Source organism: Pauljensenia sp. 27098_8_83, from assembly GCF_041432695.1.
In the GTDB taxonomy this organism is placed as follows: domain Bacteria; phylum Actinomycetota; class Actinomycetes; order Actinomycetales; family Actinomycetaceae; genus Pauljensenia.
On record NZ_JAPWAD010000013.1, the window covers coordinates 1 to 22,695 of the forward strand.

A 22,695-nucleotide genomic window follows, 5' to 3' on the forward strand; every position below is an offset into this window, starting at 1 on the left:
AAACGCACATTTCAGCCCATTCGAGGCGAGCAGGGAGAAAATTATCCCGGTCGAGATGCAAACAACCGACGCAGGGAGAGTTTTATCCCGCAGTGGTGGCAGTGCTTCCTCTCCACAATGAGCGTGGGCCAGCCAAGGCATCACCGGTTTCATCCCACGGAAACCTGCCGAAAGCCAAAGCATCACCGGTTTCTTGCAGCATGCACCCACCCCACCGATGCCCAATGCGCACGCCTCCCACAAAATCGCATGCAATTCCCTCACCCCCCAAACGCACAACGACTCAAAACGTTGGAATACCAATGATTGAATTCCAAAGTTGGAAATACTCTTCGGCGAATTGCATGCGAAACTGCCGAGCAACCACAAAGACGGCGTACAAAACGGGGCCGGTGGTCGTCCACCGGCCCCGCCTCGTCTCGATCAGTGCCTGATATGCGTTGAAAACCCAGCGCATGAGCAGCGGCGAAGCCCGTCGGCATCCACCACCGAACGGGCCAGCGTCAAGATGCCCAGACGTCAGCGACTAACAGGCACCCCGACGCCGCCGGGTATCAGGCGCGCACGGAGCGCTCGTAGTCCTTCATCAGGTCGATGCGACGCTGGTGGCGCTCGTCGCCGCTGAAGGGGGTCTCAAGGAACGCATCGATGAGCGCAATGGCCTCTTCTTCGCTGTGCTGGCGGGCACCAACGGCGACGACATTCGCGTCGTTGTGCTCGCGGGCCAGACGCGCGGTCGCGTCGGACCACACGAGGGCGGCACGCACGCCTTCCACGCAATTGGCGGCCATCTGCTCACCATTGCCGGAGCCACCGATGACGATGCCGAGGCTGCCTGGCTCGCTGACGACGGCCTGGGCGGCCTCAATGCAGAACGGCGGGTAGTCGTCGAGCGCATCGTAGGCGTGAGCGCCATGGTCAACGACGTCGTGACCGGCCTCGCGCAGGTGGGCGACAACCTTTTCCTTGAGTTCGAAACCGGCGTGATCGGTGCCGATATGAACGCGCATGGGATCCTCCTGGAGAGTTCTCAAACAAGCAACGCCCACTAGTATGGCACACATCACCGTTCCGCGTGGATGTATGAAACCCTGCTAAACTGACCGAGCTGCCCCGATAGCTCAGCGGATAGAGCGCTTGCCTCCGGTGCAAGAGGTCGCAGGTTCGAGTCCTGTTCGGGGCGCCACGCATACCCACGCATACCCACGCATACCCACTCGCGCGCACATACACCCGTCGGCCACCAATGCCCGCGTTCAACCCAACGGAAACCCACGCGCACACGGGCCCCGGCCTCGTCGATGAGGCCACTCCCACCTGCCGGAAGGCTCCGCACCCGCCTCCCCTACCCCATAAAATGGTGAGCGTATCTATCGTCAACCAAGGACTGGCCGATGACCTACCCCTGGTGGAGCCTGCTCCCCTTCGTTGCGATGCTCGCGTGCATCGCGCTCTTGCCTATCATCCCGAAGACCTCGCACTGGTGGGAAAAGGAATGCTCCCAGCTCTCCGTCGCGCTCGCTCTCGGCGTGCCGACGACGGTCTGGATGTTCATGAGGGCGGGCACCGGCCCGCTCATCGCCACGGGCGTGGAGTACGTGCAGTTCATCGCGCTGCTCTTCGCGCTGTTCGTGGTGTCCGGCGGCATTCACTTGGCCGGCGACATTCAGGCGACTCCGCGTAACAACACGATCTTCCTGGCGATCGGCGGCCTGCTGGCCTCGTTCATCGGGACGACGGGCGCGGCCATGCTGCTGATTCGCCCGCTCCTGGAGACGAATAAGGAACGTAAGCACCGCGTGCACACGGTCCTGTTCACGATCTTCATTGTGGCGAACTGTGGCGGCATACTGACTCCGCTCGGCGACCCGCCGCTGTTCCTCGGCTACCTGCACGGCGTGCCGTTCTCGTGGACGTTCGCACTGTGGAAGGAGTGGCTGTTTACTCTGGCGCTGCTGCTCCTCACCTACTACTCGATTGACCGCGTGCGTTACGCCTCCGAGGACACCTCCTCCATTGAGGCCGACGACCGCGACGTGCAGCCCCTGCTCCTGCACGGAAAGATCAACCTGCTGTTCTTCGCGATCATCATCCTGTCTGTCGCTTTCGCTCCCTCCTGGGATGGCGAGGCTCTCGCCGAGGGCCACTTCGAGTCGTGGGTCGACCTGGTGCCGTGGCGTGAGGTCATCATGTTCGCGGTCGCGGGCCTGTCCTACAAGCTGTCGGACAAGAAGGTGCGCTTCGAGGAGAACGCGTTCACGTGGGGCCCGATCATGGAGGTTGCGACCCTGTTCATCGGCATCTTCTCGACGATGGCGCCCGCGCTGCGTTACCTGGAGCAGATTGCCCCATCTCTGCCGCTGACCCGCATGACATACTTCGTGTTCACTGGCGGCCTGTCCTCCGTCTTGGATAACGCTCCGACGTACATGACGTTCTTCGAGATGGCGAAGGCGTCCGGCGGCGAGGGCACCCTGATTGCTGGCGTGCCCGAGTACTACCTGATTCCGATTTCGCTGGGTGCCGTGTTCTGCGGCGCGATCACGTACATCGGCAACGGCCCGAACTTCATGGTCAAGTCAGTCGCCGAGTCCGACGGCGTGCCCATGCCGTCGTTTGGTCGCTACGTTGGCTACGCGTTCACGCTCCTGGTGCCCGTCCTGGCCGCCATGGCGATGATCTTCGTGGGTGAGTCCTGGCTGGTTCGAGGCCTGGGCATCGCTCTGGCGCTCGGCTTGGCGTTCCTCTCGCTCGTGCGCATCCGCCGCGCGGGCCTGGACGAGGCCGTGGCCGACTTCAGCGGCAACGAGTGAGCCAGCGGTCTTGACAGATGCGTCGAGGGGGCGGAGCCAAGCGGCTCCGCCCCCTCGTTTTCCTAGGTCAAAGCACCCACGAGCCTCGCTACTTGGCGAGCAGCTCCATCATGAACCCCCACAGGGCCGTGCGCGGCGGGGCGTCCAGGGTGGGCACGTTCCGCTCCTGCATGAGGGCGAGTGCGCGAGGGTCGAGGGGCGCGTGGATTTGCGCGTGCATGTGATCGGTGACGAAGCATTCGACGTGCTCGGTCTCCTTCCACCGGTCCCAAGTCCGTTCTTCCCGCACGCACAGCACGGCGCACCACCGCTTGTGCCAGCAGTCCTGCGAAAAGTGAGAGCCACTGGGGCCCTTGGCGGCCACATCGATCAGGGCTGACTGTGCCCTTTCCAGATCCACGTCACGCACCGCCTGCACGAAGTCAGCGGAGATCCACGGCGGTCCGTCATGGATGGTTGGCCCGGGCTCCAGGAGAGTCTCCTCGGCCAGGATGCGTGGAACATCGCAGTTATCAACCTGGGTAAAGTGCGCGCCGTCGGCCTCGGTGCGCATGACGACCGAGCGCGGCCGTGAGGGCCAGATCCTCACATTCCGCACGCCGATGCTCGGCCTCGGAGAGACGACGCGGATAACGAGGCGATAGTTAACGCTGCGCGCGGGGCCCAGGATCGCCTCAGCGTCGCCCGCGAGGCCGTTGGAGTCGGCGAGGCCAGCGCCGATCAGTCCACCGACGGGCATTGCACTCGTGAGAGCGTTGCCCCCTTCTCTCATACCCATAAGGTCAATGAGCGCATTCGCCTGTTCGAGGGAGACGACGAGTTCCTCCGGCGACGAGGCCGTGGTTCCTTCGGCGGTCATGATTCCACCTCCAGAGTCTGCGCCATCTCCATGAAGCTGGCAATAACGGTTGGGAAGTCACTACTCGCGCACGTGCATGTTGCGGCCCATAGGAATTGGCGGGACTCCTCGTCCCCGTCGTTTCTATGCCGGGTGAGCCACACGAGCTGCGAGACGGTCATTGAGATGGCATTGAGGGTGTACACGCCCGTGATGAAGCGGGTACGCGCGGTTGGATACGGCACGACGGTGTCATCTATGAGGCGACATCCAGGATGCGGCTCAGCCAGACGACGAGCACTGTCGTCAAGGATTTCCTTCTCCCCTTTGCCGCTGAATACCTCAGTTTCAGTGATGACGATGTTCGGCACGTACCCCTCTGTTGCCTCCCCGACGGCAATGAAGCGAATACTCTCATCCTCGCCGAGATCCCCGAGCTCTCCGCGTTCCTCCTCCGACAGCTGCCTCCAACCGGAAGCCACACGCATCATCACGCCTGTGCCCACAAGACGATCTACCCCATCAGAACCGCGGGTCTGAGAGGGCTTCTGACCGTTTTTCCCTTCTTCTAATAGACCATTGCGCTTGGCATATTGCCATTCCGGGTACATACAATCGGGAAATTTGATGGGCAGAAAACCAACAACGAACAGTATCGGGAAAAGAAATACTGGAATACACGCGCAGAAAAACAACCACTTCGGAGGATCATACTGACCAAACCACACGACCACCGGCCCGACGATCAACCACATGGAATATGACGGTACGATGACAGAGTCAAAGTTCTTGGGGCGCCGATATCTCCCCACGCGTCGTGGTAAATCCCAGCCTCCACTGGCGTGAAACATCTGGTAATACCAGTAGGCCATCCCCGACACCCCGAGGAGGAAGGCACCGAGCGGGTAAGAGTTAAGCTCCGAATTCACAACTGTCTCCCCGGTCCCCCTGCAATCAAAGCGGACACTTTTTCTCCTGACACCACAGCAAGCAGCAAGCAGTAACACGCCAGAATATTGCACGGCCCACAAGAAAGTCAAAGCACCAGGGGCACGAGAAAGCGGGCGCGCACCCGCCGGTGCGCGCCCGCCATTTCAAGCAATAACCTCAGTCAGTCCCTGGGGCCCGAAACAGAACCGGGGGCCGGAGGCTGAGTCCACAGGCCGCGAGTCTCCAGGAAGTCACGCAGGAAGACGGGGCGGTCGGTGATGATGCCGTCGACGCCGACCTCGAGGAGGCGCAGCACGTCGGCCACCGTGTTGATGGTCCACACGTGCACGGCCAGGCCCAGGGTGTGGGCGGTGGCAACGAAGCGCTCGTCAACGACGCGGATCGGGCCCTGGTGCATGGGCACCTGGGCGGCGATGGCGCCCTGGCGAGGGCCGGGCACGTGCCACCAGGCGGGGTTCGTGGCGCTCTTCGCGGCACCCACGAGGCGCACGACGGCCTCGGTACCGAGAGACGTGGCGACCGCGCGGGCCGGGTCCGAAGCGGCCGTGTCGCGCACGGCGCGCAGGCGCGGCTCGGAGAAGGAGGCAACCAGCACGCGGTTGGCCGCACCATGGTCGGCGATGACATCGAGGAGCGGCCCCTCAACGCCCGGCTCCTTCGCGTCGATATTGAAGTACATATCCGGGAAGGCCTCGAGAACCTGCGCGAGCAGAGGAATCTGCTCGCCGGAGTCGCGGTGGCGCAGCTTCGACAGCTCGCGCCACGTCATCTGGGCGATCGTGCCGGTCCCGTCATAGCAGCGATCCACGGTCTCATCGTGGCAGAGGACGACCTTGCCGTCGGCGGTGATGTGAGCGTCGGTCTCCACGTGGCGGATCCCGGCCTCGTACGTGTGCGCGAAGGCGCTCATCGTGTTTTCGGGTGCCTCTTCACTGCCGCCGCGGTGGGCGAAAATGATGGGTCCCTGGCGCATCGTGACGGGCATCATGAGCAAGACTCCTGTCCGAGATAAACAGCTTTGTTTGTCTCCATCCACGCCTCCGGGTCCACGGGAGTGTCCGAGGAGTCGTGGATTTCGAAGTGCAGGTGGGGGCCCGTCGACCAGCCGTTGTTGCCGACCGCGCCGATGACCTGCCCGGCGGTCACGGTGTCGCCAACCTTCACCTTAATTTTGTTCATGTACTGGTGCAGGTAGGCGGAGTGGAAGACGGTGCCGTCGGACTTCGTGTGCTTGATCTGCACGTACGCGCCCGAGCGCGAGTTCTCCGCGACCTCTTCGACGACGCCGCCGTACACGGCTGTGATGGGGGTGTCGAGCGGGGCTGCCATGTCGATACCCTCGTGGGCCAGGAGCTGGCCGGAGACGGGCGAAATACGCATCGTGAAGGGCGAGGTGATCGTGTAGGACCCCTCCGGCAGCGGCCAGTAGATCGTGTCGGCGACGACGCGCACGTTGCGGTTGCCGTCCGCGCCGTTGCCCGACGCGCAGCCGGTGATAGACACGGGGGCCTTCGCCTTGGCGCGGGAGTTCGCGGTGAGGGTGCCATCCAGGGCGGTGGCCTGGGGCAGCGCGGAGGACACGGCCCAGCTGGGTCCGCCCACCGAGGTGCCGAAGGCACGCGCGGGCACGGTCAAAGACGAGTCGGAGCCCACGCGTCCCGTCATGGGCACCGCGATCGTTGTGCCCGCCAGGCCCAGGACGAGGAGGGCACGCAGCACGTAGCCCACGGGGTGGACGTCGCGGCGTCGGCCAGCGGACGAGGCCCGGGCCTCGCTCCCGGGTTCGGCTTCACTCTCGGGTTCGGCCCGGTTTTCGGGTTCGACCACGTTCTCGGGAGCGACCACGGGCGAGGCCGGGGCGGCCTCGTCGGGTGCGGCCTCGTCAGGCGTGGCCGCAGCGCGAGGGGGCGGGGGTGCCGCGGGATCCTGATCGATGGGGATCGCCGCGGTAATCGGTGTCTCCTGTGAGTCCTCGCCATGTGTGGAGCGCGCGGCGCGCAGCTGCGACCGCTTCGGCAGCGGGCATTCGATGTCGCTCACGCTCTCCCCCTCATCTGTGTTCGTCGCTTCCGGACCTCAACCTAATGTACCTTGCTGATCGCGCCTCGTCATGGGCGCTGGAGGGCATCTCGGACTTCGCCGACTAGCAGTTCCAGGATGTCTTCGAGGAAGAGGATGCCGACGACGGTGCCCGCGTCGCGCACGAGGGCGCAGTGGACGCCGGTGCGCTGCATGTGGCGCAGCGCATCCTCGACCTGGTCGCCGGAGGACACGGCCTCGAGGCGACGGATGCGCCACGGCGTGATCGGCTGCTCGCGATCCTCCCCGGTGGCGTACAGGACATCTTTGAGGTGAACGTAGCCGACGATGGAGCCGTCGTCCCCAGCGATCGGGAAGCGCGAATAGCCCGTGTGGGCGACCTGCTCCTCGACGTCGGCGGGGGTAGCCCCTTGCGGCAGCACGACGAGCTTGTCGAGGGGAACCATCGCGGTCCCAGCGGTTTCCTCGGAGAACTCCAGGGTGCCACTGAGCAGACCCAGCTCATCTGTCAGCACGCCTTCGGCCTGCGAAGCGACGACGATCGAGGCCACCTCCTCGACCGTGTAGGTGGCCGAGATTTCCGAGCGCGGCTCGTAGCCCGCCATGCGCACAAACCAGTTCGCGAAGTGATCCATGGCCTCGATGATCGGACGCAGGACGTGGCCCAGGCGCACGAGGACGGGGGCCAGGACCAGCAGCATCCGCACGGGGGCGGCAATCGAGACGTTTTTGGGGACCATCTCGCCGAACACGACATGGCAGAAGAGGACGATGACGAGGGCCGCCGCAAATCCGACGACGTGGCTGGTCGCCTCGGGCGCGCCCAGGCGCTCAAGCGGCGACTCGACGAGGTGCGCGATCGCGGGCTCAGCGACGACGCCCAGGGTCGTGGACGCGACCGTCACACCCAGCTGGCAGATCGCCAGCATGAGGGAGACGTGCCGCAGGGCGAAGAGAGCAGCGCCGGCTCCGCGCACCCCCTCGTCCGCGAGAGGCTCGACCTGCGAGCGACGCGTCGAGGTGACGGCGAACTCGCCGGCCACGAAGAACGCGTTGACGGCCAGCAGGGCCACGGTGATAGCGAGACCAACCCCGACGCTCACAGGGACACCTCCTCATCGGTATCCTCGGAGGCCGCGGGCGTGATCGCCACCTGGGCAACGCGCCTGCCCTGCATCTGGGTGACCTCGATGCCGATACCATCGACGCTCACGCGCGAGCCGACGCAGGGGATTTCACCCAGCTCATTCATGACGAGGCCGCCGATCGTGTCGTAGGGGCCGTCCTCGGGCAGGTTGATGTCGGTGCGGCGCGCGAGCTCATCGGGGCGCAGCGTGCCGGGCACGAGGAACGTGCCGTCGGGGCGCGGGCGGATACCGAGGCGACGCTGGTCGTGCTCGTCGGAGACCTCGCCGACGATCTCTTCGACGACGTCCTCGAGGGTGACGATGCCGGACACGCCACCGTACTCGTCGACGACGACGGCCATTTGCAGGCCTTCGTCGCGCAGCTGCACCATGAGGGGGCCGATCGGCGCGGTCTCGGGAACCGAAGGCGCGTCCGTCATGAGCGACGACGACACGACGGGGACCTCGGCGCGCCGCTCGGCGGGTACGGCGACCGCGCGGCGCAGGGACACCAGGCCGAGGATGTCGTCGGAGTCATCGCCGATCACGGGGAATCGGGAGTGCCCGGTTTCGTGGGCCAGGTCGAGCACGTCCTGGGCGCTGTCGCCTTCGCTGAGGGTGTGCAGGCGGCCGCGGTCCGTCATGACGTCGGCGGCGCTCAGGGTGGACATGCGGATCGTGTTGACGAAGAGGTCGGCCGTGGACATGTCGAAGGTCCCCTCTTCGACGGAGTGCTCGACGAGGGCCGCCAGCTCGGAAGCCGAGCGCGCCGACGAGATTTCCTCCTGCGGCTCGATACCCATGCGGGAGAGCACCCAGTTTGCCGTGCCACCCAGCACCCAGATGATGGGTCGGGCGATCACCGTGAAGACCATCTGGAAGGGAACGACACGTACGGCCGTGGCCAGCGGATGGGCCAGGGCGAGGTTCTTGGGGACGAGCTCACCGAAGAGCATCGAGAAAACGTTGATGAACGCGGCAGCCACGAATGCCGCGATGCCGGTCGCCAGGCCCCACGCGAGGCCGACCGATCCGAGCAGGTCCTCCAGCAGCTCAGCCAGAGCGCTCTGCGTCGTGTAGCCGAGCAGGATCGTGGTCAGCGTAATGCCCACCTGGGCGCCCGACAGCTGAGTGGAAAGAGTCCGGGTGGCCCGCAGGACGGATGCGGTGCCGCGATCCCCCTCCTCCGCTTTCTTCTCGAGGACGGCCTGGTCGACCGCGACGAGGGAAAACTCGGCGGACACGAAGACGAAGGTGCCGGCGGTCAAGACGATGCCAAGCACAAGCATGAGCGCTGTGATCATCGCGCATCCCCCTCCACGAGGGCGGGGCTGGTCGCGGGCAGACGCGCGGGCAAGGGGTGAGAAAGAGCGGCAGTACAGCCGACAGTGTCGCAGTCCATGATGGTTCCAGTCTAGCGTCCCAGCCCCTCTCCCCCAGCGCGCATTTCCACACACCGCGGCGCATGTGCCAACAATCATTCTCCAACGGACCAAAGACCCTTGAAGTACACGCCAAAGGCATACCAGGTTTCGTGAAGACGGTCACGCGGCGGTAGAATTATTGAGGTATGGCCGCACGGGATTTTGCCCATGCGCGCGGCGCGACACTTACGGAGGAATACGTGCCCACTCCCACCGCTTCTCAGCCCGATCCCCAGTGGTACATCGCGAAGATGCGAGACCTCTACGAGCGCGATCCCCAGCTCCTGGATCCCTCCTGGCGAGCCTATTTCTCCACTGAGTCCGCTCCCCCGCAGCTGCGAGCCAAGCGTCCCGCCATCCCCGAGGGCACACCCACACTCGAGTCGGCCTCGGCCCCCACTGATCACGCGATTCCCGCATCGGTCACGCCGCCCACCCTCGACATTGAGGACGACGCCCCCGAGGCCTCGCGCCAGCCGGACGCCCATGTCGTCTCCGTGACGCGCTCGGACCTGCCGCCCGCACCGCCCGCCGCCGTCGCGGAGGCCACCAGCCCCTACACGCGCCAGCAGCACGGGCGCGCAGCCTTCACCCTTTTCCAGGGTGCCCCCTCGCAGGATGAGCTCCACATCCTCAAGTCCGCGGCGCGCGCGACCGCCAAGCACATGGAGGCCTCGCTCTCCATCCCCACGGCCACCTCCCAGCGCCAGATCCCGGCCAAGCTCCTCATCGAAAACCGTGCCCTCATCAACGCGCACCTGGCGCGCACAGTCGGCGGCAAGGTCTCATTCACCCACCTCATCGGCTACGCGCTGGTGGAAGCGCTGTGCGAGATGCCTGACCTCAACGTGCGCTACACGATCGAGGGCGGCAAGCCCGCCATCGAGCAGCTCGCGCACATCGGCTTCGGCCTGGCCATCGACGTGGCCGACGCGCAGGGCAACCACTCCCTGAAGGTCCCCGTCATCCACGACGCCGACACGCTGACCTTCGCCGAGTTCGTCGACGCCTACCAGGACCTCGTCACGCGCGCCCGCAACGCGACGCTGACGACCGCCGACTTCCAGGGCACCTCTGTCACCCTGACGAACCCGGGCACGCTGGGCACCACCACCTCCGTGCCGCGCCTCATGGTCGGCCAGGGCCTCATCATCGGCGTGGGCGCCACCGACTACCCGGCGGAATACCGCGGCGTCTCCCCCAAGCGCCTGGCCGCCCTCGGCATCGGCAAGACGATGTTCTTCTCCTCCACCTACGATCACCGCATCATCCAGGGCGCGGCGTCGGGCCGCCTCCTGGCACTCGTGGACGCCAAGCTCTCGGGCCGCGACGGCTTCTACGAGCGCGTCTTCACCTCGATGCACGTACCCGCGCGCCCCTACGCGTGGGAAGCGGACTACGACTACGACCCGAACCACGAGAAGGGCAAGCCCGCGCGCATCGCGGAGCTCATCCACGCCTACCGTTCGCGCGGACACCTCGCCGCAGACACAGACCCGCTGGCCTACCGCGTGCGTCGCCACCCCGACCTCGATATTTCCTCCTACGGCCTGAGCGTGTGGGACCTGGATCGTCCCTTCCCCACGGGCGGTTTCGGCGGCTCCGACCAGATGCTGCTGCGCGACATTCTCACGCGCCTGCACGACACCTACACGCGCACGGTCGGCATCGAATACATGCACATTCAGGACCCCGAGCAGCGCGCCTGGGTCCAAAAGCGCATCGAGCGCCCCTACGAGGCCCTCTCCCCCGACGCGCAGCGCCACATCCTGGGCACCCTCATCCGCGCCGAGGCCTTCGAGGAGTTCCTGCAGACCAAGTTCATGGGCCAAAAGCGCTTCTCGCTCGAGGGCGGCGAGTCCCTGATCCCGCTGCTCGACCACATCCTGGCCGACTCGGCGCGCACCGGCATCCACGAGGTCGCCATTGGCATGGCGCACCGCGGCCGCCTCAACGTGCTCGCCAACATCGCGGGCAAGTCCTACGCGCAGATCTTCGACGAGTTCGAAGGCAACTACATGCCTAACTCCGTCCAGGGATCGGGCGACGTCAAGTACCACCTGGGCACGTGGGGCGTCTACTCCCTTGACGACGGCCTAGCCACCAAGGTCTACATGGGCGCCAATCCCTCACACCTGGAGGCCGCCGACGGTGTCCTGGAGGGCATCGTGCGCGCCAAGCAGGAGCACCTGGGAGACCCCGACCTGCCGATCATCCCGATCCTCATCCACGGCGACGCGGCCTTCATCGGCCAGGGCGTCGTCCAGGAGACCCTCAACCTCTCCCAGCTTGAGGGCTACAAGACCGGCGGCACGATCCACATCATCGTCAACAACCAGATCGGCTTCACGACCGGCCCGACGCAGGGCCGCTCGACCGGATACGCGACTGACCTGGCCAAGGGCCTGCAGGTCCCGATCCTGCACGTGAACGCGGACGACCCCGAGGCCGTCATCCGCTGCGCACACCTGGCCTTCGAATACCGCAACGCCTTCCACAAGGACGTCATCATCGACATGGTGTGCTACCGCCGTCGCGGTCACAACGAGGGCGACGACCCGTCGATGACCCAGCCCGTCATGTACTCCCTCATCGACCGCATCCCCTCCACGCGCGCCGTGTACATCCGCGGCCTCGTGGGTCGCGGTCAGCTCACCGAGGACGAGGCCCGCCAGTCGATCACCCAGTACGAGGCGGAGCTCGGGCGCATCCTCGAGGAGACCCGCGCGGGCGGCGCCTCCTCGGTGTCCGAGATTAACCCGGGCAGCCGCACGCACGACCCGGCGCTCACCGTCGGCGTGGGCGAGGCCGGGGAGTCCCCCGACGAGGAATGGACCATGCCGGAGTCCCAGTTGCCCGGCATCGGCATGATGATCGGGTGGACGTCTGCTGCCCCCGCCGAGCAGCTGCGCCGCATCGGCCACGCGCACACGCACTTCCCGGAGTGCTTCGAACCTCACCCGAAGCTGCGTCAGCTGTGCGAGCGCCGCCTCGAAATGGCGCTGGGCAACAAGCCGATCGACTGGGGTTTCGCCGAGCTCCTGGCCTTCGGCACGCTCCTCATGGAGGGCACCGGCGTGCGCCTGTCCGGTGAGGACGTGGGCCGCGCGACCTTCGTGCAGCGTCACGCGATCCTGCACGACGCGAACGACGGCCGCGAGTTCACGCCGCTGCGCTTCCTCACCGAAAACCAGGCGCGCTTCGACGTGTGGAACTCACCGCTGAGCGAGTACGGCGTGCTGGCCTTCGACTACGGCTACTCGCTGGAGAGCCCCGAGACCCTGACGATCTGGGAGGCGCAGTTCGGCGACTTCGCGAACGGCGCGCAGACCGTCATCGACGAGTTCGTGTGCTCGGCCGAGCAGAAGTGGGGCCAGCGTTCCTCGCTCGTCATGCTCCTGCCCCACGGCTACGAGGGACAGGGACCCGACCACTCGAGTGCGCGCATTGAGCGCTACCTGCAGCTGGCCGCCCAGGACAACATGTGGATCGTTCAGCCCTCCACGCCGGCGAACCACTTCCACATGCTGCGCACGCAGGCCTACAAGCGCCCGCGCAAGCCCCTCATCGCGTTCACGCCCAAGCAGCTGCTGCGCCTCTCGGCGGCATCCTCACACCTCGAGGAGTTCACCTCGGGCGGCTTCCAGCCCGTCATCGGGGACACCACGATCACCGATCCCGCATCGGTGACGCGCGTCCTGCTGTGCTCCGGCCGCCTGTACTACGACCTCGCGAAGGAGCGCGAGCACCGCGGCGACACGTCGACGGCCATCATTCGCCTGGAGCAGCTCTACCCGCTGCCTGAGGCCGAGCTCGCCGAGGTCCTCGCCCAGTACCCGAACGCGTCGGTGACGTGGGCGCAGGACGAGCCGCGCAACCAGGGCGCGTGGCCGCACCTGGCGCTCAACCTGTTCCCGTCTCTGGGACGCCCGGTCCGCGTGGTCTCGCGCCCCGAGTCTGCGACGACCGCTGCGGGACGTGCCTCGCTTCACAAGGAGCAAGCAGCTACCCTTATTGCGCAGGCCTTCGAAGGCTAAGAGGGTCCGCGCGCACCGCCTGAGTACGCGCGGGAGGCACAGGAAAGGAACACCATGCGGATCTGCTTCATCGGAGACGAGCTCGTCGCCGGCGTCGGTGACCCCCGAGGCCTGGGCTGGGTCGGTCGCGTCAACGCTCACTCGACCTTCGATCTGCCCGCCACGTTCCTGACCCTCGCCGTCCCCTCCGAGACGACGAAGCAGATGGCTGCGCGCTGGGAGGCCGAGGTCCTGCCGCGCCTGGCCGAGGGCGAGCCCCACGGCCTCGTCATCGGTGTGGGTCCGGGCGACGTCGCGGCCGGCATTTCGACGGCCCGCTCGCGCCTGAACCTGGCCAACATCACCGACCGGGCGACCGCGCTCGGCATCCCTAGCTTCGTCGTCGGGCCCCCGCCGCTCGCGGGCGTGGACTCCGGATCCCTCAAGGCACTGTCCTCCTCGTGCTCCGAGGTGTGCGCGCGCCGAGGCATCCCCTTCGTCGACTGCTACACACCGCTGGTCGCACACGACCAGTGGTTCGAGGACATGGCTGCCTCCCTCGCGCGCGGAGGGGACGGCCAGACCCTGCCCGGCCAGGCCGGCTACGCCCTCATGGCGTGGATCGTCCAGCACCAGGGCTGGTACGAGTGGACGGGAGCGATCCCGGCGGACGTGTGAGCACAGGAGGAATGTGTGTACCCACGTCATTCACGTTTCTCCCCCGAGAGCCGTCCGATGAGTGCTCGGCAACAGCTCGGCATGGCCATATGGGCCTGTGTGATCGTCGGATCCGCGGTCGTCATGCTCGGCGCGTTTTTGCTGGCCGGGAACTTCGGCGTCCGTCAGCTGGTCTGTTCACTCATCGGCTCTGGCGCGGCCGTTGTCTTCGGTATCTGTCTCTTATCGCTCCTTCCGACGCTTGTGCGCACGATGCGCGCACAGCTGGATCAACCTGGCGACGCAGGCCCTGCGATCAAGACACTTGTCGGCATTGCTCTCATCGCGTTGGTCGCGACCGCGTGCACCGTCATGGGCGCTGGAGCCTTCAGTGAGCTATCCAGTGACGCCCGCCAAGGCCCCCAGACACGGGCCGTCACGAGCTGCGAGAACTTCCAGACGTTCACCGAACACGGGCGTCGCGGCAGCACCTACTACCGCAACGTTTTTACCCTCCATTTTGACAACGGAAAGCAGCGTCGCTTCGACATCACGACGGACACGCAAGACGAGTTCACGAAACCAACAAGCCCTTACTACGCTGTCTATCAAGCATGTGTCGTCCGCCCTTTCACGACCTCTCTCGTCGTCGACTACTACCCGCGCACTGGGATCATGAAGGCTATCCGTGAGGCGTGACGCGAACGCGCCCCGGCCTCGTCCATCCCACACACATCAGTGAGACTATGAGCAACCAGTACCCCACCTCTCCCCCGCCAGGTCCCGTCAACCGCCCCCCGGCCTCGTCGATGATCGAGCGCCTGCCGCGGGGGTTCTCAACGCGCGCAAACCTGCTCGCATTCGTCGTCATCGGCTTCTTCGGCACCATTGCCTACGCCTTCGCGACGCTCGGCAGGTACGTGCACTTCGGGTTCTGGCGGCTCGTGTGGGTGGCCGCATGGTGCGCCATCGGTCTCGTCGCTGCGATCGCATGCGCGGTTCTCTTGACCTATCTACGGAGGCGTGGGTGCCGAGCGCAGGCCGAGGGGAACGCCTCCTCCGGTACGCTCTACACCGCCGTCTCAATCGCGGTGGGCGTTGTCGGCATCGTGATCGCTGCTGTGTCAGGCGTCTACGGGATCGCCGTCGCCCGGGACTTCACGGAGGGGCCCCGCACGATCAAAGTCACGTCGTGCCAACTCACCCAGAAGGAGCACTACAAGCCGTCGGACGATCACAGCAAGGTCATCGACTACTACGACAATCACTTCGCCATGACCCTGGAGGACGGGACAACGCGCACACTCACGCTCGAGATCGAGAGCTCCGACGACCTCGCCAAGGAGGGCGGCGTCTCCGCATTCATCTACGAGACATGCAAGGCGCGTTCCGGCGCGATGTCACTGACCGTCGATGTCTACAGCCACAGCTGGATCATCGTCGACGCACGAGTGGAATGAGCGGCACATGACCAAGGAGAAAACCACCGCGCGCGACAAGCTCCTCGCCTGCGCAATCATCATCGCTATCATGTCCCTCAATATCGTCCTGGGCTCTTTCTTCTCCCCCGGCTCATGGTCGTCGGCCGTCGTCACCGCAGCGGCTTCCTATCTGATTGTCTTCATCGTGGTCGCAGCCACTGCCGGCATCCGATTCCTGTACAGGGATTGGAAGACGCCTCCTCGCCACGGCGTCGGCCACCCAGCCGCGACGCTGCCCGCACACCTCGCTGGGCCCACCACGACGCCTGCCCGCGCCCAGGCGGCCAGCCGCGAGCGCCCGGCCCCTCCCACACCGCCGAGCAATTTCGCAACCATCGACGGTGCCATCAGCTACGCGCAGCAGTCCGGCTTTTCCATCATCAACCTGTTCACTGAGCACACGCCGCTCAATGACTTCCGCGAGGCCGTGGGCGCGGAAACCATCTACCTAGTTCTCTCCCACATCGCCGAAATCGACAAGAACGCTTCGGTCACTGTCACCGGGTCCGCGATGGACGGGGCGCTGACACTGACCATCAGCGCCCTCACGCCTGAGGCATCCGTCCTGGGCGGGCGTCGCATGGGTGAGATACGCGCCCTCATCGATAGCGTGAGCGGTAGTGTGGAGACCGACGAGCAAGTCGGCGCCTGGTCGCTCACCGCGCACCTGCCCACCGCAGCGGGTGCACCCTCCTAGCTCAGGCCTCGCCCACCATCGCCCGAACACCCGCATCAGGAGATCATGACCACCCAACCCCAGAAGACGTCCCGACGCGGGCGCAAGAAAACGCGCATCTCCTTCCCAGTGGCGCTCATTCTCGCGTGCGTCTACATCTACCAGATGAGCGGGCAAGGGCGAGACGTCGGCAAAGACAGGTTCATCTGGGAACTGATCGGCGCCGGGGCAGCGCTCCTCATCCCGCTTGGCTGTCTGCTCGTCATCGCCCTGCTCACGTATGCCTTCACGCGCCCCGGAAAAAACGGAAAAGGACTCGGCGCGACGGTTACCTCCCTCTTCCTCGGTGTCGCGTTCTTCCTGTCCGCCCTCATCAGCTACGTCCCGGTCACCTACGCCCTCCCCCGCATTCGGGACGCGATCGACGGACCACAAACCGTCACCATTATCTCGTGTCGATTCGAGCAAGACACGCACACCGAAAAACGATCCCGACACAGCAGCACAACCGTGTACGACAACAAGTTCATCATGACTGCGGCCGACTACACCAGACACACAACGACATTCGAGACCGGGTCACAAACTTCAATCCAGCACGCGACCGGTGTCGGGGCTTTTCTGTACGACGCGTGCGTGACGCGATCCGGTTCCGCGACCTTCACCGTGGACGTCTATCGCCACAGCTGGGTCCTCGTCGACGTGCGAGGGGAATGAGCGGCACATGACCAAGCAGAAAGCCACCAGCCGCGAGAAGCTGCTCGCGAACCTCGCTAAGCCCACCCCGATGCCCGTCTGCGCCCAGGCATCCGTCCTGGGCGGGCGTCGCATGGGTGAGATCCGTGCCCTCATCGATAGCGTGAGCGGTAGTGTGGAGACCGACGAGCAAGTCGGTGCTTGGTCGCTCACCGCGCACCTGCCCACCGCAGCGGGTGCACCCTCCTAGCTCAGGCCTCGCCCGTCACTCCTCACTTCATAGGTCCCCGCATGAGCACCCCCAACCAGTTCAACTCCCCGTCGAACACGTCCGGCCCCGGACAGATTCCCCCCTTCGATGCCTCCCAGTACCAGTACCCCTCCTACCAGGGCACCGACTCCCAGCAGGCATCCGGATACCAGTATCCGCAGTACGGGCAGCCCTACCAGGCGTCCGGTGCCGCGTCGCCCGACGGCTACGGCAGCGAGTATCAGGGCCAGTACAACCCGCAAGCCGACTACCGGTACCCGCAGAACCAGTCACCCGCGGGCGCCGCCTCCTACGGGTACGCCCAGGCCGACTCCTCGCACGAGGAAGAGGCTGCTGCCCCCACCCAAGAGAAGAAGCGTTCCCTCGCGACGACCGTTCTCACGGTCCTGGCCGTTCTCGCAGTGGTCATCTACGCCGTGGTGGGAGGCTCATACGACTTCGGCACGGAGAGGCTCATCTGGACGGGGGCGGCCAGCGGCCTCGGGCTCATCGTCGCCATCGGGTGCCTGGTCAGCATCCCCTTGTCCTTCCGCGAATTGCGGCGAGCCAAGGCCGCCGGTGACATCGCAACCAGAAGCATGCGCGTTCGCGCCCTGTTCTTCGCCATCATCATCCTCCCCCTCAGCGGCTACTTTTCCGTCACCTACGGCGTCCCGGCCGCCCAAGACCTCGTCGAAGGCCACCACACCGTCACTGTCACCTCGTGCACCTACGAGCAGGGCTCGCATCGAAAGTCACGTCGGCGCGGCCGCGGACGCACCGTGTTCGACAACTACTTCACGATGACCCTCGCGGACGGGACGTTGCATACGACAACCATCGAGACAGACCAGCCCGCGAGCATCCAGACCATGGGCGGTACCTACGAGGTGCTCTACCAGGCGTGTAAAGTGCAATCGGGCAGCTCGTCGATGACCCTGGACGTCTACGAGCACAGCTGGATCATCGTCGACGCCCGCCTGAACTGACACACACGATCAATCTCGCCCCGGCCTCGTTCCCACCCTTCCCCTCAGGTCCACCATGAGCAATCAGTACCCTTATTCCTCCCCCTACGATCCGTCCACTGACGGCAGTCAGCCCGCTAATCAGCCGCAGGTGCCGCAGCCGCAAGCGGGCGACGCGCAGCCTTCCTTGCCGCCGCTGTCGTACCAGGGTTGGGCATATCAGGGGTCCCCATACGGGCAGGCGTATGCCGCGTCGTCCGACGCCGACGAGGCCTCTCAGAGTGTTCCTGCCCCCAACGATCCTTCCGGCGAGGGCAAGGTGCCGAAGAAGCACACGGGGTGGTGGATCCTGCTCACCCTCGTGGGCCTCCTCCTTGGCACAGTCCTCTATTTCTTCGGTGAGATGTTCGACTTCGGCACGGAACGGATCGTCTGGACCCTCATCAAGTGCGCCGTCGCACTCGTCTTCGCCCTTGCCATGATTCCCCTCTATGCTGTTACGCGGCGCAATTACCTCGCGGCGAGCGCGCGGGGAGACGAGAAAGTGGCACAACAACGCCAGCTCGGCCTGGGGATGGTCGGCGTCTTTGGCCTCGGGTTCGCCATTTACGCGCTGTCGAACGGCGTTCCCGCGGTGCTTGACGTCGCCGACGGCCCACACACTGTCACGGTCACGTCATGCAGCTTCGAGCAGTACAAGACGAGTCGGTCACGCTACCGCGGCGGCGTCTCGACCGTGTACGAGAACCAGTTCATCATGACGTTTGAGGATGGCTCGACCCACACGCAGACCGTCGAGACGGACAGCAAGGATGAGATTGCGAGGCAAGGGGACGTGACAGCCGTCCTCTACGAGGCCTGCGCCCTGCGCTCCGGCAACGCGACCATGACCATCGGTTACTACACGCATTCAAGGGTCGTCGCGAGCGCGAAGATCAACAACTGATCGGTCGGCCCGCCCACCCGGCAGGCCGGCGCACGCGCCCCGGCCTCGTCCCAACCTCTACGGCCTGAAAGGGAACCCATGTCACGCAACCCCGCTTCCTCTCCTCGTCGGGCTTCCTCGCCCGCGCAAGGCCCGACACGCACAGGTGTCCTCAAGAAGATCGCCACCGCCATCGGGGCCGTCCTCGTGGCTCTCGTCATTTCCGCCTATGGGATCTTCTTGGTCATCGGAGAGCACACAGACTTCGGCCGCGAGCGCGTCGTGTGGTATACGCAGGCCTGCGGCGTTGGGCTCGTCATCGTCGCCGGGCTCCTCATCGCGTGCGCGTTCGCCTACCTCGGCGTGTGGCGGGCCAAGCGCAACGTCGATATTGAGAAGTACAACCAGCGTTCCTTCGGCATGGCCGCCCTGTGCGTGATCGCGTTATACGTGGGATTCCGGTCGATCAGCCAGGGCCTTCCCGCCTTCCGCGACCTGAAGGAGGGCACCACCACCGTCACCGTCACCTCGTGCAGCTTCGAGCAGATGCCGCGGTCAAACCCGGGGACGCGCGCTGATCGTACGCCCGACAACGATTGGGACAACACCTTCACGATGACGCTCGCTGATGGCACCAAGCACGTCACGGTCATCGAAACATACAATGCCAACGACATCGCCTCGCGCGGCGGTCTCACGGGCGTCCTCTACGAGGCCTGCGCTCGGCGCTCCGGATCCGCCTCCATGACCATGGAGGTCTACCCCCACACGTGGTCCATCGTCGAGGCGCGCATCGACTGACAAGACACAGGAGAGAGCCATGAGTATGCCCCCACGTGATCCTTCCTTTCCGCCGTCGCGGCAGGACTACAGGGACCTCATCGACCACCACTACGTCATCCGCGGCCTCACGTTCGCCCCGCTCATCCTGTTCCCGATCGCGATGAAGACCGGCGCGCAATACGGGCCGCTCAGCCTGTGGACGGGCATCGGCATGAACCTCAGCATCCTCCTCACCTGCCTCACGATCCCGCTGGCGATTCCCGTGATGCTGCGCGACGCCCGCGAGGCGCAGGCCCGCGGCGTCGACAAGGCGATCCCCCGCCGACGCCGCTGGAAAGCCGCCGGACGAGTCGCCATCGCCATCTCTTTCGGGATACTGAGCACCGTGCGCATCGTCCCCCTCGTCCGAGACCTGGCAAGCGGGCCCAAACCCGTGACCGTCACCAGCTGCACGAGTAGCGTCGCCGACCGTGAATGGCGCAGCGGCAGACGAGGATCGCGCACAACCACCATCTATCAGGTCTACGAGATCACCATGCAGCTCGCAGACGGCTCCACCCGCGTCCAAGACATCAGCCTGCAACCGCAGGACTCCGAACCCGCCAACTCCCTCGCAATCTACGACACGCTCTACGACGCCTGTGTCACCCATCCGGGCCAGACACCCATGACGCTACAGGTCATGCCCCGCAGCTGGCGGATCATCGAGGCCCACCTCGGCTAGCGCCAGGCCCCACGGCCTCCACACACAGGACACGATCCCCATGAGTTTTTCCAGCACTCCTCCCCGACCGTCAGTCCCTGATACTCCCCCTACTCCTCCCCTGCCTCCGACGCCCGCACCCGCCGTCGCGAAGCCGGGCCGCGGCGCAGGACGCTCCCTGTTCCTGCTCCTCCTCGTCCCCCCGGCGTTGATCATCACGATCATCGTCGTCATGTACAACATGGGTTCGTATGGGACGAGCAAACTCGTCGGCACCATCATCCTGTGTTGCCTGGGCCTCCTCGTCGTCATCGGTGCCGTCGCTACCCTCCTCGCCTCCATACCAGACCTGCGCGCCGCGAAGCGCTCGGGCGACCGGCGGGCGGTACGCAAGCAGCTGGACAACCTCGCCTCGATGGCATTCGGCGTCCTCGTGATTGCCACACCGGTCTTGTACTTTCTCACGCCCGCGGTGATCGACCTGGTTCAAGGACCTCAACCGCGCGCCGTCGCCTCCTGCAGCTACGCCCAAGACACCGTCACACGATCACAGTGGTTCACCGGAGGCACCAGCTACAACAACCACTTCGTCATGCGCTTTGACGATGGCACCCAGCACACCTTCACCATCGCCACCTCTGAGCAGGATATTTCCCAGCTGTCGGGCATCATTCATCCGCTCTACGAAGGCTGCGTCCTCCACCCCGACCAGACGCCGCTGACCATCGACATGTACGTGCACAGTAAAACCCTGGTGGACGCACGCCTCGACTAGTTGCCTAGCAGCGCAGGGCGGCCTGCGGCCGTGGCTTGCGACCGTGATCCTCGATCGCCGAGGCCGTGAAACAGCGTGTGAAACGCCTCGGTTACGCCTGCGTGAGGATCCCCGAGATGAAGCGCGCGCTGTGGTCGAGGGCTTCCTCGGCCTCGGGAATGATGGGAACGCTCAGGACATACACGTGGAAACCGTCCGGCTCCACGCGCAGACGCACGTCCACTCCAGCGCGGGCGGCCTTGCGCGCGAACTCGATCGCGTCGGGGCCGAGGATGTCCGCGTCCCCCTGGAAAATACGCATCGGCGGCAGGCCCGACGGATCGCCAAACAGGGGGCTGACACGCCAGTCGGCCGGATCCAGGTCGCCAGCCCACGCGCGACCCGCCCACGTCAGCCCGGGCACGCGCAGGATCTTGTCGCGGCCCTGCACCTCCTCGATCGCCGGATTCGTCATGGTGACGTCCACCCACGGCGCATACAGGACGAGGCCGTCCACCTGTCGCTGACCCGCATCACGCCGCTGCATGGCGAGGGAGAGCGCTAGGCCGCCACCCGCCGAGTCGCCGAAGATGATGACGCGGCCAAACTCAGCCTGTGCCTCGTCGATGATGGGCTGGACGAAGTCGAAGGCTTCGGTCGCAGTGTGGTTGGGGGCGAGCGGATAGTCCGGAATAATGACGGGCAGGCCCGTGCGGTCGATGAGGCCCTCGACAATCCCCCACTGGCCATCAACCAGGGGAAAGAGGTAGGCGCCACCGTGCAGGAAGATGAGGGCACCGCCCGAGCGCAGCCCCTGCTTCGGGAACACGCGGGTTATGCCCCTGTCGCTCGTCGCCGTGAAACGTGCTCGCATCGACGCGGGCATCGGGCCCGGCTGTGGGGCGTGGGCCGCCATATCGCGCGCGGCTTCTTCGGTGTGCAGCGCGGGAGGCGTGAGCCCCTTGCGGGCGTGAACGAGACGCATCTGGAGGGACATGGAGCCTCTTTCGCTCTTTCGGATCGACAAACGGTTTCTGTTCGCATCGGGACGCGCCCGCGCGCCAGCACGTACCAGGATACGACGTGAGGAAGGCTCGCTGCTCACTGCGAGTGTTCATCGTAGCTATCGGGAGGAAACACCAGTGGTGGTAGGTGCCGGTGGCTGAAGGCCGTATCTGCTCGCCGCCGGAATCTGGCGAGAGCACATCGGACGAACCTACTACGCGGATAGGTTACGAGCATGCGGATAGGTTATTAACCTATCCAGATGCGCCGATCCTATCCAGATACGCGGTTCCTATCCGGATGTGACGCTACAAGTCCACCAACCGCCAGGCTCACGTCGTCTCGCAAGCGGACAATCAACTGGCCTCACGTCTCCTCATAGATCCCACCCATCACACGCGATCACGCGGATAGGTAACGAACACCCGGATAGGTTACGAACATCCGGATAGCTTAATAACCTATCCAGATGCGCCGTTCCTATCCAGATGCGCCGTTCCTATCCAGAAGCGCCGATCCTATCCAGATACTCGCATGCGCTTATCCACAGGGCTATCTCCAGTGTCGGGTGTATCCACAGGCCCTCGT

21 protein-coding genes and 1 tRNA gene are annotated in these 22,695 nt (G+C 65.2%); 14 read left to right on the plus strand and 8 right to left on the minus strand.

Annotation, left to right across the window (positions count from 1 at the left end; all coding sequences use genetic code 11):
• Positions 1-554: 554 nt before the first annotated feature.
• Positions 555-1,010, minus strand: a complete 456-nt coding sequence (locus tag O3656_RS06055) for a ribose-5-phosphate isomerase (RefSeq protein WP_500063091.1) — start codon at positions 1,008-1,010, stop codon at positions 555-557.
• 100 nt (positions 1,011-1,110) lie between these two features.
• Here O3656_RS06055 and O3656_RS06060 point away from each other — a divergent pair.
• A tRNA-Arg gene (locus tag O3656_RS06060) sits at positions 1,111-1,186 on the plus strand.
• Between the two features lie 208 nt (positions 1,187-1,394).
• The gene (locus tag O3656_RS06065; RefSeq protein ID WP_500063092.1) at positions 1,395-2,813 is read left to right on the plus strand and encodes a sodium:proton antiporter; all 1,419 of its coding nucleotides are present in this window, start codon (positions 1,395-1,397) and stop codon (positions 2,811-2,813) included.
• Positions 2,814-2,901: 88 nt separating this feature from the next.
• Here O3656_RS06065 and O3656_RS06070 read toward each other — a convergent pair whose 3' ends face one another.
• From O3656_RS06070 to O3656_RS06095, 6 genes are all read right to left on the minus strand, one after another.
• Positions 2,902-3,672 (minus strand): XRE family transcriptional regulator, encoded by a 771-nt coding sequence (locus tag O3656_RS06070; RefSeq protein ID WP_500063093.1) that lies wholly within the window; start codon positions 3,670-3,672, stop codon positions 2,902-2,904.
• Positions 3,669-4,580 (minus strand): hypothetical protein, encoded by a 912-nt coding sequence (locus tag O3656_RS06075; RefSeq protein WP_500063094.1) that lies wholly within the window; start codon positions 4,578-4,580, stop codon positions 3,669-3,671. The genes O3656_RS06070 and O3656_RS06075 overlap by 4 nt, the downstream gene beginning before the upstream one ends.
• 182 nt (positions 4,581-4,762) lie before the next feature.
• The gene (locus O3656_RS06080; protein WP_500063095.1) at positions 4,763-5,590 is read right to left on the minus strand and encodes a glycerophosphodiester phosphodiesterase family protein; all 828 of its coding nucleotides are present in this window, start codon (positions 5,588-5,590) and stop codon (positions 4,763-4,765) included.
• Positions 5,587-6,642 (minus strand): M23 family metallopeptidase, encoded by a 1,056-nt coding sequence (locus O3656_RS06085; protein WP_500063096.1) that lies wholly within the window; start codon positions 6,640-6,642, stop codon positions 5,587-5,589. The genes O3656_RS06080 and O3656_RS06085 overlap by 4 nt, the downstream gene beginning before the upstream one ends.
• Before the next feature lie 68 nt (positions 6,643-6,710).
• Positions 6,711-7,745: a hemolysin family protein gene (locus O3656_RS06090; RefSeq protein ID WP_500063097.1), complete on the minus strand. Its 1,035-nt coding sequence runs from the start codon at positions 7,743-7,745 to the stop codon at positions 6,711-6,713.
• The gene (locus O3656_RS06095; RefSeq protein WP_500063098.1) at positions 7,742-9,073 is read right to left on the minus strand and encodes a hemolysin family protein; all 1,332 of its coding nucleotides are present in this window, start codon (positions 9,071-9,073) and stop codon (positions 7,742-7,744) included. The genes O3656_RS06090 and O3656_RS06095 overlap by 4 nt, the downstream gene beginning before the upstream one ends.
• A 266-nt stretch (positions 9,074-9,339) precedes the next feature.
• On the opposite strand from O3656_RS06095, the gene O3656_RS06100 reads away from it, so the two are divergent.
• The 12 genes from O3656_RS06100 (at position 9,340) to O3656_RS06155 (ending at position 21,123) form a co-directional block, all read left to right on the plus strand.
• Positions 9,340-13,230, plus strand: a complete 3,891-nt coding sequence (locus O3656_RS06100; protein ID WP_500063099.1) for a multifunctional oxoglutarate decarboxylase/oxoglutarate dehydrogenase thiamine pyrophosphate-binding subunit/dihydrolipoyllysine-residue succinyltransferase subunit — start codon at positions 9,340-9,342, stop codon at positions 13,228-13,230.
• A gap of 54 nt (positions 13,231-13,284) precedes the next feature.
• Positions 13,285-13,887 carry a GDSL-type esterase/lipase family protein gene (locus O3656_RS06105; RefSeq protein WP_500063100.1) on the plus strand — a complete coding sequence of 201 codons (603 nt, stop codon included), beginning with the start codon at positions 13,285-13,287 and terminating at the stop codon, positions 13,885-13,887.
• Positions 13,888-13,944: 57 nt separating this feature from the next.
• Entirely contained in the window at positions 13,945-14,565 is a 621-nt protein-coding gene (locus tag O3656_RS06110; RefSeq protein WP_500063101.1) for a hypothetical protein, read from the plus strand.
• 47 nt (positions 14,566-14,612) lie between these two features.
• Positions 14,613-15,326: a hypothetical protein gene (locus O3656_RS06115; RefSeq protein ID WP_500063102.1), complete on the plus strand. Its 714-nt coding sequence runs from the start codon at positions 14,613-14,615 to the stop codon at positions 15,324-15,326.
• Positions 15,327-15,333: 7 nt separating this feature from the next.
• Complete coding sequence (locus tag O3656_RS06120; protein ID WP_500063103.1) at positions 15,334-16,044, plus strand: hypothetical protein; 711 nt, start codon at positions 15,334-15,336, stop codon at positions 16,042-16,044.
• Positions 16,045-16,089: 45 nt separating this feature from the next.
• Positions 16,090-16,740, plus strand: coding sequence for a hypothetical protein (locus O3656_RS06125; RefSeq protein WP_500063104.1), 651 nt, complete (start codon positions 16,090-16,092; stop codon positions 16,738-16,740).
• A gap of 7 nt (positions 16,741-16,747) precedes the next feature.
• Positions 16,748-16,969: a hypothetical protein gene (locus O3656_RS06130; protein WP_500063105.1), complete on the plus strand. Its 222-nt coding sequence runs from the start codon at positions 16,748-16,750 to the stop codon at positions 16,967-16,969.
• 41 nt (positions 16,970-17,010) lie between these two features.
• Positions 17,011-17,958: a hypothetical protein gene (locus tag O3656_RS06135; RefSeq protein ID WP_500063106.1), complete on the plus strand. Its 948-nt coding sequence runs from the start codon at positions 17,011-17,013 to the stop codon at positions 17,956-17,958.
• A 55-nt stretch (positions 17,959-18,013) separates the two neighbouring features.
• A complete protein-coding gene (locus tag O3656_RS06140) occupies positions 18,014-18,883 on the plus strand; it encodes a hypothetical protein (RefSeq protein ID WP_500063107.1) in 870 nt (289 codons plus the stop codon).
• Positions 18,884-18,961: 78 nt separating this feature from the next.
• Positions 18,962-19,663: a hypothetical protein gene (locus tag O3656_RS06145; RefSeq protein ID WP_500063108.1), complete on the plus strand. Its 702-nt coding sequence runs from the start codon at positions 18,962-18,964 to the stop codon at positions 19,661-19,663.
• 19 nt (positions 19,664-19,682) lie between these two features.
• A complete protein-coding gene (locus O3656_RS06150) occupies positions 19,683-20,369 on the plus strand; it encodes a hypothetical protein (RefSeq protein ID WP_500063109.1) in 687 nt (228 codons plus the stop codon).
• Between the two features lie 40 nt (positions 20,370-20,409).
• A complete protein-coding gene (locus O3656_RS06155; RefSeq protein WP_500063110.1) occupies positions 20,410-21,123 on the plus strand; it encodes a hypothetical protein in 714 nt (237 codons plus the stop codon).
• A gap of 91 nt (positions 21,124-21,214) precedes the next feature.
• On the opposite strand, the gene O3656_RS06160 is transcribed toward O3656_RS06155, so the two are convergent.
• A complete protein-coding gene (locus O3656_RS06160) occupies positions 21,215-22,099 on the minus strand; it encodes an alpha/beta hydrolase (RefSeq protein ID WP_500063111.1) in 885 nt (294 codons plus the stop codon).
• Positions 22,100-22,695 lie beyond the last annotated feature (596 nt).

Bases quoted from the DNA above. Each gene is read 5' to 3' on its own strand.
- O3656_RS06080 (WP_500063095.1), bottom strand. From the start codon at position 5,590: ATGATGCCCGTCACGATGCGCCAGGGACCCATCATTTTCGCCCACCGC.
- O3656_RS06100 (WP_500063099.1), top strand. From the start codon at position 9,340: ATGGCCGCACGGGATTTTGCCCATGCGCGCGGCGCGACACTTACGGAG.
- O3656_RS06070 (WP_500063093.1), bottom strand. From the start codon at position 3,672: ATGACCGCCGAAGGAACCACGGCCTCGTCGCCGGAGGAACTCGTCGTC.
- O3656_RS06140 (WP_500063107.1), top strand. From the start codon at position 18,014: ATGAGCAATCAGTACCCTTATTCCTCCCCCTACGATCCGTCCACTGAC.
- O3656_RS06130 (WP_500063105.1), top strand. From the start codon at position 16,748: ATGACCAAGCAGAAAGCCACCAGCCGCGAGAAGCTGCTCGCGAACCTC.
- O3656_RS06115 (WP_500063102.1), top strand. From the start codon at position 14,613: ATGAGCAACCAGTACCCCACCTCTCCCCCGCCAGGTCCCGTCAACCGC.
- O3656_RS06120 (WP_500063103.1), top strand. From the start codon at position 15,334: ATGACCAAGGAGAAAACCACCGCGCGCGACAAGCTCCTCGCCTGCGCA.
- O3656_RS06095 (WP_500063098.1), bottom strand. From the start codon at position 9,073: ATGATCACAGCGCTCATGCTTGTGCTTGGCATCGTCTTGACCGCCGGC.
- O3656_RS06110 (WP_500063101.1), top strand. From the start codon at position 13,945: ATGAGTGCTCGGCAACAGCTCGGCATGGCCATATGGGCCTGTGTGATC.
- O3656_RS06145 (WP_500063108.1), top strand. From the start codon at position 18,962: ATGTCACGCAACCCCGCTTCCTCTCCTCGTCGGGCTTCCTCGCCCGCG.
- O3656_RS06135 (WP_500063106.1), top strand. From the start codon at position 17,011: ATGAGCACCCCCAACCAGTTCAACTCCCCGTCGAACACGTCCGGCCCC.
- O3656_RS06160 (WP_500063111.1), bottom strand. From the start codon at position 22,099: ATGTCCCTCCAGATGCGTCTCGTTCACGCCCGCAAGGGGCTCACGCCT.
- O3656_RS06065 (WP_500063092.1), top strand. From the start codon at position 1,395: ATGACCTACCCCTGGTGGAGCCTGCTCCCCTTCGTTGCGATGCTCGCG.
- O3656_RS06155 (WP_500063110.1), top strand. From the start codon at position 20,410: ATGAGTTTTTCCAGCACTCCTCCCCGACCGTCAGTCCCTGATACTCCC.
- O3656_RS06125 (WP_500063104.1), top strand. From the start codon at position 16,090: ATGACCACCCAACCCCAGAAGACGTCCCGACGCGGGCGCAAGAAAACG.
- O3656_RS06055 (WP_500063091.1), bottom strand. From the start codon at position 1,010: ATGCGCGTTCATATCGGCACCGATCACGCCGGTTTCGAACTCAAGGAA.
- O3656_RS06150 (WP_500063109.1), top strand. From the start codon at position 19,683: ATGAGTATGCCCCCACGTGATCCTTCCTTTCCGCCGTCGCGGCAGGAC.
- O3656_RS06105 (WP_500063100.1), top strand. From the start codon at position 13,285: ATGCGGATCTGCTTCATCGGAGACGAGCTCGTCGCCGGCGTCGGTGAC.